The organism is Cytobacillus luteolus (assembly GCF_017873715.1).
GTDB classification, from domain to species: Bacteria; Bacillota; Bacilli; order Bacillales; family Bacillaceae_L; genus Bacillus_BV; species Bacillus_BV luteola.
The window spans coordinates 334,164-348,111 of record NZ_JAGGKM010000004.1 but is presented as its reverse complement, the minus strand read 5'-3'; the positions used below and the strand labels follow the sequence as shown (position 1 = coordinate 348,111).

The window sequence follows — 13,948 nt, the reverse complement described above, 5'->3', positions numbered from 1 at the left end:
TCCTGCGGGAGAAGCGCGTCAAAGTGAGACCCCACAGGTGCAAAGCGCCGAGGAGGCTCACGGAACGCCCGCGGAAAGCGAGTGCCTGTAGCTTAAATCAACAGTATAAAAAGGAGGAATCGGAGTGAACTCTCCTGTAGAACATCTTTTTACAGTGTTAAATAAAACAGCAGAAATACTTCAAGAAGAACTTTCATGTTCCTATTTAGATGCTATTGCCGAAACAGGCGAAAATCTATTCCACGAAACAATCCTTCAAGATGAAGTTTCAGAACTTACCAAAAAAAGACTTGAAAAAGAGTACAGTCTAATTAAAATGGACAAGTTTTCAAATGAGGAAATTAGAAAAGCGTTTCAGCTTCTTATTCTAAAAGGAATGAAAAATAGCGCACAACCAAATCATCAAATGACACCTGATACAGTTGGCCTATTTATTAGCTACTTAATAACGAAACTGATGGAAAAGAAAAGTAATTTTACAATTTTAGACCCAGCAATTGGTTCAGGCAATCTACTAACGACTATATTGAATCAAAATAGCAACAAAGAAATAACTGGCTTTGGTGTTGATATCGATGACCTATTAGTAAAGCTAGCTTATGTAAGTGCGAACCTCCAACAGCATTCGATTCAGTTATTTAATCAGGATAGCTTAGAGCAGCTATTTATCGAACCAGTTGACATGGTTGTTAGTGATTTACCTGTTGGATATTATCCAAATGATATTGGTGCAGAGAAGTTTGAATTACGTGCAGAAAAGGGTCATTCATACTCCCACCATTTATTTATAGAGCAAAGTATGAAACAAGTTAAAGAAGGAGGTTATTTACTCTTCTTAATACCGAATTCCCTGTTTAATAGTGAACAAGCAGTTAAATTAAACCAATATATAAAAGATAACAGTTTTATTCAAGGGTTAATTCAACTACCTATTTCCCTTTTTGCGAGTGAAAGTGCGGCCAAAAGTATTTTTATCCTTCAAAGAAAGGGAGCAACTATAATTCCTCCTAAGCAGGCTCTATTAGTAGACTTACCTAAGTTCTCGAATAAAGTTGCTATGAATGACATTATCGAAAGAATCAATGAATGGTTTAAAGAAGAAAAATCAGAGTCTAGCCCAGTTTAATAGACATATATATTTGACAAAAAAAGCACCTTTCTATCCTACATATTGATAATCTGTAATCCTCAATGGTTAAATGAAATGGGTGGGATATAAATTGACTCATTTTGCACAAAATAACCTAGATAATATGCGTAGTCACCTTGGATGTAGAATGATTAGGAGGATTATATAATGTCTAAAATAATTGCAATAAATGCAGGAAGCTCTTCATTAAAGTTTCAGTTGTTTGAAATGCCTAGTGAAAAAGTAGTAACAAAAGGGCTAGTTGAGCGTATAGGGCTAGATAATGCTATTTTCAATATAACAGTGAACGGAAACAAACAGACAGAAACGACAGAAATACCTGACCATTCTGTTGCCGTAAAAATATTACTTGCAAAACTAACGGACCTTGAGATCATTCAATCTTTAAATGAAATACAAGGTATTGGCCATCGAGTGGTTCATGGTGGTGAAATCTTTAATGACTCTGTTTTATTGACTGATGAGGTCATTAGTAAAATAGAAGAATTATCTGAATTAGCACCTTTACATAATCCAGCTAATATAACCGGAATTAAGGCTTTTAAAGAGGTGCTACCAGATGTTCCTGCAGTAGCAGTTTTTGATACTGCATTTCATCAAACGATGCCCGAAAAATCATTCCTATATAGCTTGCCATATGAGTATTATGAAAAGTATGGTATTAGAAAGTATGGATTCCATGGGACATCCCATAAATATATATCGGAACGAGCAGCTCAACTACTCGGCCGACCAAAGGAACAGCTTCGCTTAATATCTTGTCACTTAGGAAATGGTGCCAGTATTGCTGCGATAGAAGGTGGTAAGTCCATAGACACCTCGATGGGTTTCACTCCTTTAGCTGGTGTGGCAATGGGGACGAGATCTGGTAACATTGACCCTGCATTAATTCCTTATATTATGGAAAAAACGGGGCAAACTGCTGACGAAGTACTAGATGTCTTGAATAAGAAAAGTGGTATTCTTGGTGTTTCAGGCTTTTCTAGTGATTTAAGGGATATTGAACAACAGGCTGGAGAAGGAAATGAGCGCGCAGAATTAGCCTTAGAGGTCTTTGCAAGCAGGATTCATAAATATTTAGGGTCATATGCAGCACGTATGTCTGGAGTTGATGCAATCATCTTTACGGCTGGTATTGGTGAAAATAGTGATACAATTCGTGCTCGAGTATTAAGAGGTTTAGAATTTATGGGAGTATATTGGGATCCTACATTAAACAAGGTACGTGGAGAAGAAGCGTTTATTAGCTATCCACACTCCCCTGTTAAAGTTCTTGTTATTCCTACTAATGAAGAAGTGATGATTGCAAGGGACGTTGTTAGATTAGCTCAATAAAACCCAAACCAGGTGATTACCTTGAAATCACCTGGTTTTTTATTGTACATATAACTCGTGAGGGTGAATGCTCTACTTATGGTATAATACATAATAAGGTAAAAATGGTAGCGGGAGGTTTTAAGCTTGAGTTTAACTTCAAGAGAAAAACAAGTAGTAGAAGAAATTAAAACATGGGAACAAAAGCTCTATCAATATGAACCAAATGACTTTGAAGCAACGTACAATAAATGGTTAGAAAGAGCATTTGAGTTAATTCCAGAGGAAGTTAGGAGTGAATTTTTTCTTAAATTAGATAACATGCTTTTTCATTTGCATGCCGCTATACAAGGAACTCAACTTCAAATGGATGCCCGTCAACGAATACTTACATCAGCCCGAACCTTTTATAAGGAAATTGAAGATGTTAGTGATCTAAAAAACCTATCAATTGACCAGTTAATTTATCTAGCTGATCATCAAATTGCTAAACATAGATTATATTCAGTTGCCCAAGGTGGTTTGACTGGAACAGGTGGTGTATTATTACTTGGTTCGGACCTTCCAGCGATGACAATTATTAATTTACGAGTGGTCCAATTAATTGCTATGACGTATGGATATGAGGTGAATACTCCACATGAAATGATGACTTCTCTAAAGGTGTTCCATGCTGCAACCCTGCCAAACTCCATTCAGCACAAAGGCTGGGAAGGTTTAATTGATGAGCTAGATGGAACAGATGAACATTTTTTCTTTTATGAGGGAAGTGATGAGCTTACTGACGTAACTTGGATGGCACATCCACTTAAACAATTAATGAAAGCCATGTTAATTATCGTCTTTAGAAGGAAAATTGTACAAGGAGTTCCATTAATTGGAATGGCGATTGGTGCAGGTATGAATTACCAGTTAACAAGAAAAGTAACTGAATTTGCACATAAATATTATCAACTCCGCTATTTAAAGGAAAAGGAAGGTCTCTCTCTATGAGTTCACTAGAGCATAAACAGCAAGCGCCATTAACAGTGAACTGTAAGGTCATTACAGTAAGTGATACTAGATCAGAGGAAACAGATAAAAGCGGGAAAACAATGATAGCCTTTCTTCTGGAACATGAACATAAAATCATAGAATATGAAATTGTAAAAGATGAAAAAGAAGCTATTCATAGGTCAGTATTAGCTGGCTGTGAAAACCCAAATATTGATGTAGTCCTAACGAATGGTGGAACTGGGATTGCTAAACGAGATGTTACGATTGAAACGATAGAGGAGATTTTAGAAAAGGAGATTGTAGGCTTTGGTGAATTATTTAGGATGCTAAGTTACACTGAAGATATAGGCTCATCTGCTATTTTATCAAGGGCGATAGCAGGTGTAGCAAAAAATACGGCAATCTTTTCTACTCCAGGTTCAACAGGTGCCGTTAAGTTGGCAATGAATAAACTCATTATCCCGGAACTTGGCCATGTAGTGAGAGAGATTAAAAAAGATTTATAAAATAAGACCTAACCTTGGGTTTAGTTATACCAAAGTTAGGTCTTATTTTCTTCCTTGTTTATTGGTGCCCCTTCATGGACACACTTTGGTTCAATCTATACCAAAGCCAAAGGTCATTAATAATAGAAGCAAGGTCTGATATTTGAGAATTGAGTAAACAGGATCGTGGGAAATTATCTTCATTATCAAGCTCTGCTTGCTTTCGATTAATCTCACGTTCTAATTCTGAAATTCGATCAGGTATCCTCCCCCTAATCTTTTCCCATTGAAGTAAAATCGCATTCTGCTTCTCTTTATTATATTCATCCCAATCCTTTGATAAAACGGGAATATGAATTCCTAATCGTTCATTAAAGGTGAAAATTGTTTTGTCCATTCAGTTTACCCCCAAGAGGTGATTTCTGTGTTTAATTGTACACTAGTAAACTAGGACATTCCATCAAAAAGTAAGAATTACAGAAATAGGTATAAAAGCAAAAGCATGAAGACTTATCTTCATGCTTTTGCTTTTTCATTAGTGTTCGTCTTTTTCAGATTTTACAATTAAAACGTCACAGGTTGCAGAACGTGTGATGTTTTCAGAGACACTTCCGATTAAGAATCGTTCTACTGCGTTTAAGCCTGAACCACCACATACAATTAAATCTATTTCATGCTTTGGAGCGATTTCTTTTGCTATTTTAACTTTTGGGGACCCATATTCTAAAACAGTATATAAGTTTTTGACGTCTTCTTTCTCAGCTCGTGTGTGATATTCATCTAAAAGTTCTTTAGCAAACTTTTCAGCTCTTAACACAATTGACCTATCATACGCTTCAACAGTTGCAAAAGACCTTGTGTCTATAATATGTGTAATGACTAAGCTAGCATTGTTACGTTTTGAGATTTCAATTGCCTTTTTAAATGCCCAATCAGATTCCTTTGATCCATCAACAGCAACAAGAATTTTAGTATAAGTTAAGCTCATAAGAGAACCTCCCTTTAATTTCAAAATACTTCCTATATACAGTATAACACCCATAAAATAGCAGAAACTAAGTTAGAAATGTAAATATGGTGAACATTAGGAGATGAATGGTTATGACTGATAAGGATATACCAATGCAAGAATTACTGTTTGATGAAACTGGTACAAGTGAAGTGAATGAGCAATTACATAATGCCTATTTCAGTGGCTTTGTTGATCAATATCATGTGTTAAATTCAACTGCAGTAAACAGTGAAGAAGAAGAAATATAATCATTAATAAACATTATTTGGCTATTCTAGGTTTCAAAATTGAACAAGGAACGTTTCTTGCCACTGCAGGCACTAGCTTTCCGCGGGGAGGAAGTCGAGCCTCCTCGACGTTGCGTCTGCGGGGTCTCGACATTTCCTCTACTTCCCGCAGGAGTCAAGTGCCTTCCGCTCCAATCCACTCTTAATTTAATTTATATTTATAAAATTTCACATTCTCTTCGCAAAAGAGCCATGTATAAAAATCCAAGTTTTTCCTCATTCTATTGATGAGGTGATTTTTATGAGAGGGATTTTATTTATCTTTTCACTTTGCGTCATTCTTTTTGGGTTTAGTTCGAACAGTTCAGAAGTAATGAAGGAATCAGTCTTATTTAAAGTAGTTGTACATGATTCGGAATCGATTACAAAATGGGAGTATAAATATCCTTTCAAATATGTCTTCCAGAAAGGGCAACATGAAATGAAAGGGTTACAAGCAAAACAAGAGGTTACAAATCTATTTAGTGAAATTCCTCTTAGCAAGGCGAGTAAAGCTGAGGAATTAGTAAAATTTCTTGAGGACAAGGGATTCTCTTCAATTGAAAGACTAGATGTTTCCTGGCAGGAACAAGATGACCATCTGTATACTTGGGTATGGGAACGTGAATAGGAGACTCTCATATAAAAGGAGAGTCTTTTTGTAATGAATACAACTAGTTTGAAAGGGTTTTCATTATTGAATTATTCAGTAAAATCAAATTTTGCCAATTAGCGAAGAAAATTGTTTAACAATTTTAAGAATGGTGATATAGTAGAGACGTTATTAGCTCTTTACTTTAGGTTTTTAGATTAATGAATATACTAAAATCCTCAAGGTGAGCCGTTTTAGTATGTTATTTTACATAATTGAGTAGTTACTGAAATTATAATTAGTAGGAGGAATTATTTAATGCGTATTGGTGTACCTAGAGAAATAAAAAATAATGAAAATCGTGTAGCGATGACACCAGCTGGTGTAGTGAACCTAATTACATCTGGACACGAAGTATTTATCGAAACAAATGCAGGCCTTGGCTCAAATTTTACTGACGAAGATTACGTAAATGCTGGTGCTAAAATAGTAGATACTGCTTCTGAGGCTTGGTCAATGGATATGGTTATGAAAGTAAAAGAGCCACTACCATCTGAATATCAATATTTCCGTGAAGGATTAATTTTATTTACATATTTACACTTAGCTCCAGAGCCTGAGTTAACAAAGGCATTAACCGACAACAAAGTAGTTGGTATTGCTTATGAGACGGTTCAGCTTCCTAACGGGTCACTACCTTTATTAACACCTATGAGCGAGGTAGCAGGACGTATGTCATCCCAGTTGGGTGCACAATTCCTTGAAAGACCAAAGGGTGGAAAAGGAATTTTACTTGCTGGAGTTCCTGGTGTTAGTCGTGGAAAAGTAACAATTATCGGTGGTGGTGTAGCTGGAACAAATGCTGCTAAAATGGCAATTGGTTTAGGTGCACAAGTAACAATTATCGACTTAAACCCAGATCGTTTACGTCAACTTGATGACATTTTTGGTAAAGACATTACTACATTAATGTCAAATCCTTTAAACATTGCTGAAGCAGTTTCCCAATCTGACTTAGTTATTGGTGCAGTTTTGATTCCAGGGGCAAGAGCACCTAAGCTAGTTACTGAAGAAATGGTAAAATCAATGGCACCAGGCTCAGTAATCGTAGATATTGCAATTGACCAAGGTGGAATTTTTGAAACGACTGACCGTATAACTACTCATGATGATCCTACTTATGTTAAACATGATGTAGTACACTATGCAGTAGCAAATATGCCAGGTGCCGTACCGCGTACTTCTACAATTGCTTTAACGAATGTTACAGTACCTTATGCAATTCAAATTGCAAATAAAGGGTACAAGCAAGCATGTTTAGATAATGAAGCTTTATTAAAAGGAATCAATACATTAAACGGTTATGTAACATACAAAGCTGTTGCAGAATCACACGAACTTGCATACTCAGATGCAAGAACTTTATTAAATTAATTTTTGCTATAGCTTTATAATAATAACGGTATTTCAGTCCGGCAGACATTGCGATGTTGTTCAAGTGGACTGAGATACCGTTATTTTTTTATGGCTCATATTTATTACATTTTCTTGAGTATTTATAATGATCCAAACCCTAATTAGCATATGATCTCTATAGGTCTAAGTCACAAAAGTATAGGTATTTAAATAAAATAAAGAATAATTTGCGAAATTTTCACTGAAAAGGAGAGAGTCAAATGACTTCCCAACCTTATATAAATAACTCGAATCAGCATATATTCAGACCTAGCCCTACTCATTTCAAGGAACTTATAAATAATCAAAACATGTATCATACAAGTGTGTTGAAAGAACATATAGAAAACCAAACTATCGTTAATAGAGAAATATCAGATAAGGTAAGAAAAAATAACCTAAACCTTATTGACCTGGCCACCAAGCACGGAAATCTGCATGAGCAATTCGAGCTTTCCATAACCGAACAAGCAAACCGAATCAAACAGTTGTCTTCATTGGTACAAGAAAACGAACAGTACCTAAACAGTCATCTACATGGACATGATGGCAAGCTACATGAATTACAATTAAAGATTGGTGCATTACAGAAAGCGTCAGAAGAACAGGATAAAATAAACAAAAACATTTATGAGGACTACCAAAAAGTAAAAAGTGAGACAGAAGATAAGTTTAAAGAACAAGAGAAGAAGCTAACACCTTTATACAAATTTATTGAAGTGCAAAAGAAATTCAATAAAAAGATCTTTAAGAGATTTAAACGTCTTAAAAAGAGTGATAAGGAAATCCGGGAAGAACAAAATGATAAAATGTTACCGATATTAGATTTTATCGATAAACAAAAGCTTTTAAATACAGAAGTTACTGATGAATATAAAGGCATGAAGGAGCTTCAAGAGGAACTTCATCTCCACTATTATAACCTTGAAAAAGAGCATTTAGAGCTAGTTGAAAAAGTGCTAGATCAGGCTAAAATGTATAGTCAACTAATCGATAATGTTGAAAACCACGAAGGCTTGCAAAGAAAGTTCTCAGAGGAGCTATTAAGGCATAAGGAAGATGATATTGAATTAATGGAGTTTATTGAAGAACAAAAACAGGTCTTAAACAACCTTTTAGACTATTTGAGACAACAGGAAGAAAGGTATCAAATATTATCAGGCTATATTAGAAATCAAGAAAACTTTAATCATAAATTATTTGATTACATGTGTGACCAATTTGAAAGAATAGAGACAAATACAGAAGAGAAAACTTTATCAAACTAAAGTTAATGGACCTTTCCTATAATTAGGAAAGGTCCATTTTTTCTTATACTCACTTAATAATTTGTAATTCCTTTGGATAGCTTGTTAATATTTCTACCCCATCTTCTGTAATTAAGAGATCGTCCTCGATTCGAACTCCTCCGATAGACGGAACATAAATTCCAGGTTCAATAGTGTATGACATCCCTCTTTGAAGCAGCATTGTGTTTGTTGCATTCATAGATGGAAATTCATGAACATCTATTCCTAATCCATGGCCAATACGATGTGTGAAGTACTCACCGAAACCGGCCTCTGTGATAACATCACGAGCAATCGTGTCAATGGATCCAATCGCCACTCCCGGCTTACTTGCTTCAACAGCTTCTTTTTGCGCTCGTAATACCGTCTCATAGATTTCCTTCTGTTTTTCGTTAATAGATCCGAATGCCACTGTTCTAGTAATATCAGAGCAATATCCATCTAAAACAACTCCAAGGTCAAATAGAACTAAATCACCTTTTTGAACAAGATCTAACCCTGGCTTACCATGTGGAGAAGCTGTTTTTAGTCCAGTCAACACCATGGTTGCAAATGACATTTGATTTATCCCTTTTTTCTTTAGTTCATACTCAATCGTAGCCAAAATTTCGAGCTCAGGCTTTCCTTCGGCAATTGCATTAACTCCTACTTCAACGCCAAAGTCTGCTAACTCTGCTGCTTGTCTTAAAATAGTTGCTTCCTTTTCATCCTTCACCATACGTAGAAGATGCATCTTTTCTTCTGCAGCTACAAAGACAGGATTACCGAAAAGCTCCTGCAATTTTTCATAACGTTCAATATTCATGTGTTCTTTTTCTACAGCTATTTTTGTAGGGGTAATATTACGCTTATTTAATGACGCCTGGATCATACTCCAAGGATTATCAGTATCACTATAACCAATAATCTCATATTCCCAACCTTTTGAACGAGCCTGAGATACCTCCATATTTGGGCAGATTAAAATTGGCTCTTGGTCTTGAAATACACATAAACCTAATAATCGCTCGTGGGGGTTAGTATAAAACCCACTTAAATAAAAGACATTAGCCGTTGATGTTAAAAAGCTCATCGTAATATCCTCTTGCTGTAACCAGTTTGATAACTCTTCAATTCTATGCTTCATACATTACCCACCTTATTATGTATTTAGTGTTCTAAACTTAGAGTAGCAACTACTAAACCAAAAGTAAATGTATAAGTTATGTTTAATTCATTTCATAAGGGGAAATATTGAGTTTGTATTATTGCAGGATTTTTTATGAAATAGCTAGAATATTAACTAAAAATTGGATTTGGTGTTTATTTGAACACCATGTTGATTTCTGCGGAAGGCACGAGACTCCTGCGGGAGAAGCGCGTCAATGTGAGACCCCACAGGAGCGAAGCGACGAGGAGGCTCACGGACCGCCCGCGGAAAGCGAGTGCCTGCAGCAGAAATCAACAGTTAAGAGATTAAAGCTTAATACCTATAACCTTGGAGGAGATAAAATGAAGGTATCTTATCACGGACATTCAGTTGTGAAAATAGAGACTAATGGCAAGACAATAATTATTGACCCGTTTATCACTGGGAATAATTCAACGGACTTAGATGCTACTAATCTGAAGGTTGATGTGATTCTACTAACTCATGGACACAATGATCATGTTGGAGACACGGTAGGGCTTGCGAAGAAAAATAATGCACTTGTTATTGCTCCTTTTGAGTTGGCTGAATTTATTGGCTGGCAAGGGGTAAATGTACACCCAATGCATATTGGTGGTAAACATGATTTTGAATTTGGCACAGTTAAATTGACTCCTGCTTTTCATGGATCAAGCTATACAAATTATGAGACAAAAGAAATTACGTACACTGGTATGCCAAGTGGTATTCTGTTCACTTCTGAAGGGAAAACAATTTATCATGCAGGTGATACGGCTTTATTCTCAGATTTAAAATTAATAGGTGAGAGAAACATCATTGACGTAGCCTTCTTACCAATCGGTGATAATTTCACAATGGGGCCAGAGGATGCAGTACTTGCTGCCGAGTGGTTACATGCAAAAAAAGTAGTTCCCATTCATTACAATACCTTTCCAGTTATTGAACAGGACCCAGTGAGCTTTGTGCAAAAACTAAATACAGATGTAGGACTTGTTCTCAAACCAGGTGAGGGCATAAACTTATAAACAAACTCAAAAAGAAGTACTCTATTTATCGGATCTACTTCTTTTTTTTCCTTCTATGCATAAAATGAAACAAGCATATTTGAAGGAGGAAGAATATGAAAAATAGATTAATACTCTGCTTACTTATTTGTGGTGTTCTACTATATTATGGGTTACCTAGATTGTCTATAAATGCAGGTGGGTTAGAAGCTATCTTTTCTGCTGCATGGATTTTATTTGCGCTTATGGTGATTGGAGGTAATTTAGCAGGATTGTTATATTCTCCAAAAAAGAACAAAGAAAAATCATATAAAGTTAATAAAATGACACAAAACAGACGTAGGCTCCGTCAATATCAATAGGGGACATTGAATAAAAAAATTTTCACCCTTATAATAAAACTAGATAGATTATGGCTACATTAAAGGGTGAGAAGCTTGGCTACAAAACATGAACAAATTTTAGAACATATTGACAGCCTTCCAGTCGGCGAAAAAATATCAGTTAGGCAAATTGCAAAGGATATGAAGGTTAGTGAGGGTACCGCATATCGTGCAATTAAGGATGCTGAAAATAAAGGGTATGTTAGCACGATTGAACGTGTTGGGACAATACGTATTGAAAAAAAGAAAAAAGAGAATATCGAGAAGCTAACATTTGCTGAAGTCGTTAACATTGTTGATGGTCAGGTATTAGGCGGACGAGCAGGTTTACATAAAACATTGAATAAATTTGTAATTGGTGCAATGAAGCTTGAAGCAATGATGCGTTACACTGGGGCAGGAAATTTACTAATCGTTGGTAATAGAACAAATGCCCACGAGTTAGCCTTAAAAGCTGGTGCAGCTGTGTTGATTACAGGTGGATTTGATACAGAAGATCATGTGAAAAAGCTAGCAGATGAATTACAGTTACCGATTATTTCTAGTACTTATGATACGTTTACAGTAGCAACGATGATTAATCGTGCTATTTATGACCAATTAATCAAGAAAGAGATTGTACTAGTGGAGGATATATTAACACCTCTTGAAGCTACTGTTTACTTATCAAATCAAGATAATGTGGGTAGATGGTTTGACTTAAATGTAAAAACTGGTCATAGCCGATTCCCAGTTGTAGATCAACAGCTAAAGGTAGTTGGGATTGTTTCAGGCAAAGATATTATTGGTCAAGAACATTCAACTTTAATTGAAAAGGTAATGACTAAACATCCGATGACTGCCCTAGAAAAGACATCGGTTGCATCAGCATCTCACATGATGGTATGGGAAGGAATTGAGGTCCTACCTGTAGTAGACCAAGGAAATAAATTGCAAGGATTGATTAGTCGTCAGGATGTTTTAAAAGCACTTCAAATGATAGGCAGACAGCCACAGGTTGGGGATACAATCGATGATATAGTAACAAATCGTTTTGTTGAAATTGTTGGAGATAAAAAAGACGAAGAGGTATATCGTTGTGAAGTGTCTCCACAAATGACGAACTATCTAGGTACAATTTCATATGGTGTTTTTACAACGATTGTAACTGAAGCAGCCAATAGGGTATTACGCTCCTATAAAAAAGGAGACTTAGTAATTGAAAACATAACCATTTATTTTATAAAGCCCGTTCAAATTGACAGTATGATTGATATTAAGCCAAAGGTTCTAGAGGTTGGTAGGAAATTTGGTAAGGTAGACGTTGAGGTATATAATGAAGGTGTTGTTGTAGGTAAGGCCTTAATGATGGTTCAAATTATTGATCGCTAAGGGGCTCATATAATAAACGTAACAAAAAAAGGGACTTTCTCCGTCCCTTTTTTCTATGCATTATTTAGCTTGGTTTGCTTCTTCAATCGCTAATGGTAAATAGTATTTGTAAGCTCGATAGCCAGCCCATATACTTCCCCCACCTACAAGTAAGAACACAATTCCTACAACAGTAGAAACCGTCGAGGTATGAAGGAAAAACTGGTTAATTGCAAAGAATAACACAAATAATCCTAAAGCAATGCTTGACTTCGCTGATACCCAGCGCTTTTCAACCGGACGCTTTGTACGGAAATATTTAGCTTTATAGAAGATATAAAAAGATAAAGAGAATATAATTAGTATAACAAAAATAGGCATTTTCAAAATCCTCCTTGATAGTACAACCTATCCTTATTTTACATACAAATTCGCTATAATTCCACCCACAATAATTTGACAGCTTTTTGAACAAAATTTATTACACGATGCTATTTTCTTATTTTATAATAAAGAAAGGTAAATAGTTGAAAAAAAGGTTCTAAAAGGAGCGTAAAATGAAAGATAAAATTTTAGAGGCTATTAAGCAATTTGATACAATTATTATTCATCGTCATGTGCGCCCGGACCCTGATGCATATGGTTCGCAGGGTGGGTTAGCAGAGATGCTAAAAGCATCCTATCCTGATAAGAATGTTCTTATAGCAGGAGAAAATGAAGACTCACTAGCATTTTTAAACAAAATGGATACTATTTCGGATGAAGAGTACGAAGGTGCTTTAGTAATTGTGTGTGATACAGCTAATCAAGAACGAATTTGTGATCAACGCTATGGCTTAGGGGAGTTATTAATTAAAATTGACCATCATCCAAATGACGATCAATACGGAGATGTAATTTGGGTAGATACGAATGCAAGTTCATCGAGTGAAATGATCTATGAGCTATATTTACATGGAAAACAACAAGGTCTTCACTTAAATACAAATGCAGCAAGATTAATATATGCTGGTATCGTAGGTGATACGGGCAGGTTTCTATTTCCAAGTACAAATCCTAAAACGTTCAAATATGCAGGAGAATTAGTTGAATATAACTTTTTATTTTCAGTTTTATATGAAAATCTATATAGTACTAAACCGAATGTAGCTTCCTTAAGTGGTTATATTTTGCAGAATTTCACCCTTACTCCAACAGGTGTGGCATCAGTCATAATTAAGGATGAAATGCTAAAAAAATATAATGTCAAACCAACAGAAGCTTCTCAACTGGTAAGTATCTTAGGAAATATTGAGGGAATTAAGGCATGGGTCTTTTTTGTAGAAGAGGAAGATCAAATCAGAGTAAGATTACGCTCAAAAGGGCCTGTTATAAATCAAGTGGCTAGGCGATATAATGGTGGGGGACATCCTTTAGCGGCAGGAGCTTCAATTTATTCATGGGATGAAGCGGAGCAAGTCGTGAGAGACTTAGAAGAAATCTGTAGTAACGATTAAAAAGTC

Annotated in this window: 16 protein-coding genes; 12 read left to right on the top strand and 4 right to left on the bottom strand. The window is 35.7% G+C overall.

Annotated features, from left to right (window positions below):
• Window positions 1-124: 124 nt before the first annotated feature.
• The 4 genes from J2Z26_RS13760 (at window position 125) to J2Z26_RS13745 (ending at window position 3,966) form a co-directional block, all read left to right on the top strand.
• A complete protein-coding gene (locus J2Z26_RS13760) occupies window positions 125-1,126 on the top strand; it encodes a class I SAM-dependent methyltransferase (RefSeq protein WP_193535801.1) in 1,002 nt (333 codons plus the stop codon).
• Between the two features lie 171 nt (window positions 1,127-1,297).
• Window positions 1,298-2,485, top strand: coding sequence for an acetate kinase (locus J2Z26_RS13755; RefSeq protein WP_193535799.1), 1,188 nt, complete (start codon window positions 1,298-1,300; stop codon window positions 2,483-2,485).
• 126 nt (window positions 2,486-2,611) lie between these two features.
• Window positions 2,612-3,457, top strand: coding sequence for an EcsC family protein (locus tag J2Z26_RS13750; protein ID WP_193535797.1), 846 nt, complete (start codon window positions 2,612-2,614; stop codon window positions 3,455-3,457).
• A complete protein-coding gene (locus tag J2Z26_RS13745) occupies window positions 3,454-3,966 on the top strand; it encodes a MogA/MoaB family molybdenum cofactor biosynthesis protein (protein ID WP_193535796.1) in 513 nt (170 codons plus the stop codon). The genes J2Z26_RS13750 and J2Z26_RS13745 overlap by 4 nt, the downstream gene beginning before the upstream one ends.
• Window positions 3,967-4,024: 58 nt before the next feature.
• Here J2Z26_RS13745 and J2Z26_RS13740 read toward each other — a convergent pair whose 3' ends face one another.
• Window positions 4,025-4,342, bottom strand: a complete 318-nt coding sequence (locus J2Z26_RS13740) for a hypothetical protein (protein ID WP_193535794.1) — start codon at window positions 4,340-4,342, stop codon at window positions 4,025-4,027.
• Window positions 4,343-4,480: 138 nt separating this feature from the next.
• Complete coding sequence (locus J2Z26_RS13735; protein ID WP_193535792.1) at window positions 4,481-4,933, bottom strand: universal stress protein; 453 nt, start codon at window positions 4,931-4,933, stop codon at window positions 4,481-4,483.
• A gap of 113 nt (window positions 4,934-5,046) precedes the next feature.
• On the opposite strand from J2Z26_RS13735, the gene J2Z26_RS13730 reads away from it, so the two are divergent.
• From J2Z26_RS13730 to J2Z26_RS13715, 4 genes are all read left to right on the top strand, one after another.
• Entirely contained in the window at window positions 5,047-5,205 is a 159-nt protein-coding gene (locus J2Z26_RS13730; RefSeq protein WP_193535790.1) for a hypothetical protein, read from the top strand.
• Between the two features lie 280 nt (window positions 5,206-5,485).
• Window positions 5,486-5,854: a hypothetical protein gene (locus tag J2Z26_RS13725; RefSeq protein WP_193535789.1), complete on the top strand. Its 369-nt coding sequence runs from the start codon at window positions 5,486-5,488 to the stop codon at window positions 5,852-5,854.
• Between the two features lie 279 nt (window positions 5,855-6,133).
• Window positions 6,134-7,249: an alanine dehydrogenase gene (gene ald / locus J2Z26_RS13720; RefSeq protein WP_193535787.1), complete on the top strand. Its 1,116-nt coding sequence runs from the start codon at window positions 6,134-6,136 to the stop codon at window positions 7,247-7,249.
• Between the two features lie 242 nt (window positions 7,250-7,491).
• Window positions 7,492-8,538, top strand: a complete 1,047-nt coding sequence (locus J2Z26_RS13715; protein ID WP_193535785.1) for a hypothetical protein — start codon at window positions 7,492-7,494, stop codon at window positions 8,536-8,538.
• A gap of 49 nt (window positions 8,539-8,587) precedes the next feature.
• Here the strand turns inward: J2Z26_RS13715 and J2Z26_RS13710 are convergent, their stop codons facing one another.
• Window positions 8,588-9,685, bottom strand: a complete 1,098-nt coding sequence (locus J2Z26_RS13710; RefSeq protein ID WP_193535784.1) for a M24 family metallopeptidase — start codon at window positions 9,683-9,685, stop codon at window positions 8,588-8,590.
• A 365-nt stretch (window positions 9,686-10,050) separates the two neighbouring features.
• On the opposite strand from J2Z26_RS13710, the gene J2Z26_RS13705 reads away from it, so the two are divergent.
• From J2Z26_RS13705 to J2Z26_RS13695, 3 genes are all read left to right on the top strand, one after another.
• Window positions 10,051-10,734 carry a metal-dependent hydrolase gene (locus J2Z26_RS13705; protein ID WP_193535782.1) on the top strand — a complete coding sequence of 228 codons (684 nt, stop codon included), beginning with the start codon at window positions 10,051-10,053 and terminating at the stop codon, window positions 10,732-10,734.
• A gap of 95 nt (window positions 10,735-10,829) precedes the next feature.
• Window positions 10,830-11,075 carry a hypothetical protein gene (locus J2Z26_RS13700; RefSeq protein ID WP_193535780.1) on the top strand — a complete coding sequence of 82 codons (246 nt, stop codon included), beginning with the start codon at window positions 10,830-10,832 and terminating at the stop codon, window positions 11,073-11,075.
• Between the two features lie 75 nt (window positions 11,076-11,150).
• The gene (locus tag J2Z26_RS13695) at window positions 11,151-12,467 is read left to right on the top strand and encodes a DRTGG domain-containing protein (protein WP_193535778.1); all 1,317 of its coding nucleotides are present in this window, start codon (window positions 11,151-11,153) and stop codon (window positions 12,465-12,467) included.
• A 60-nt stretch (window positions 12,468-12,527) separates the two neighbouring features.
• Here J2Z26_RS13695 and J2Z26_RS13690 read toward each other — a convergent pair whose 3' ends face one another.
• A complete protein-coding gene (locus J2Z26_RS13690) occupies window positions 12,528-12,827 on the bottom strand; it encodes a YtpI family protein (RefSeq protein ID WP_193535776.1) in 300 nt (99 codons plus the stop codon).
• Window positions 12,828-13,003: 176 nt separating this feature from the next.
• Here J2Z26_RS13690 and J2Z26_RS13685 point away from each other — a divergent pair, with 176 nt between their 5' ends.
• Window positions 13,004-13,942, top strand: a complete 939-nt coding sequence (locus J2Z26_RS13685; protein WP_193535774.1) for a DHH family phosphoesterase — start codon at window positions 13,004-13,006, stop codon at window positions 13,940-13,942.
• Window positions 13,943-13,948 lie beyond the last annotated feature (6 nt).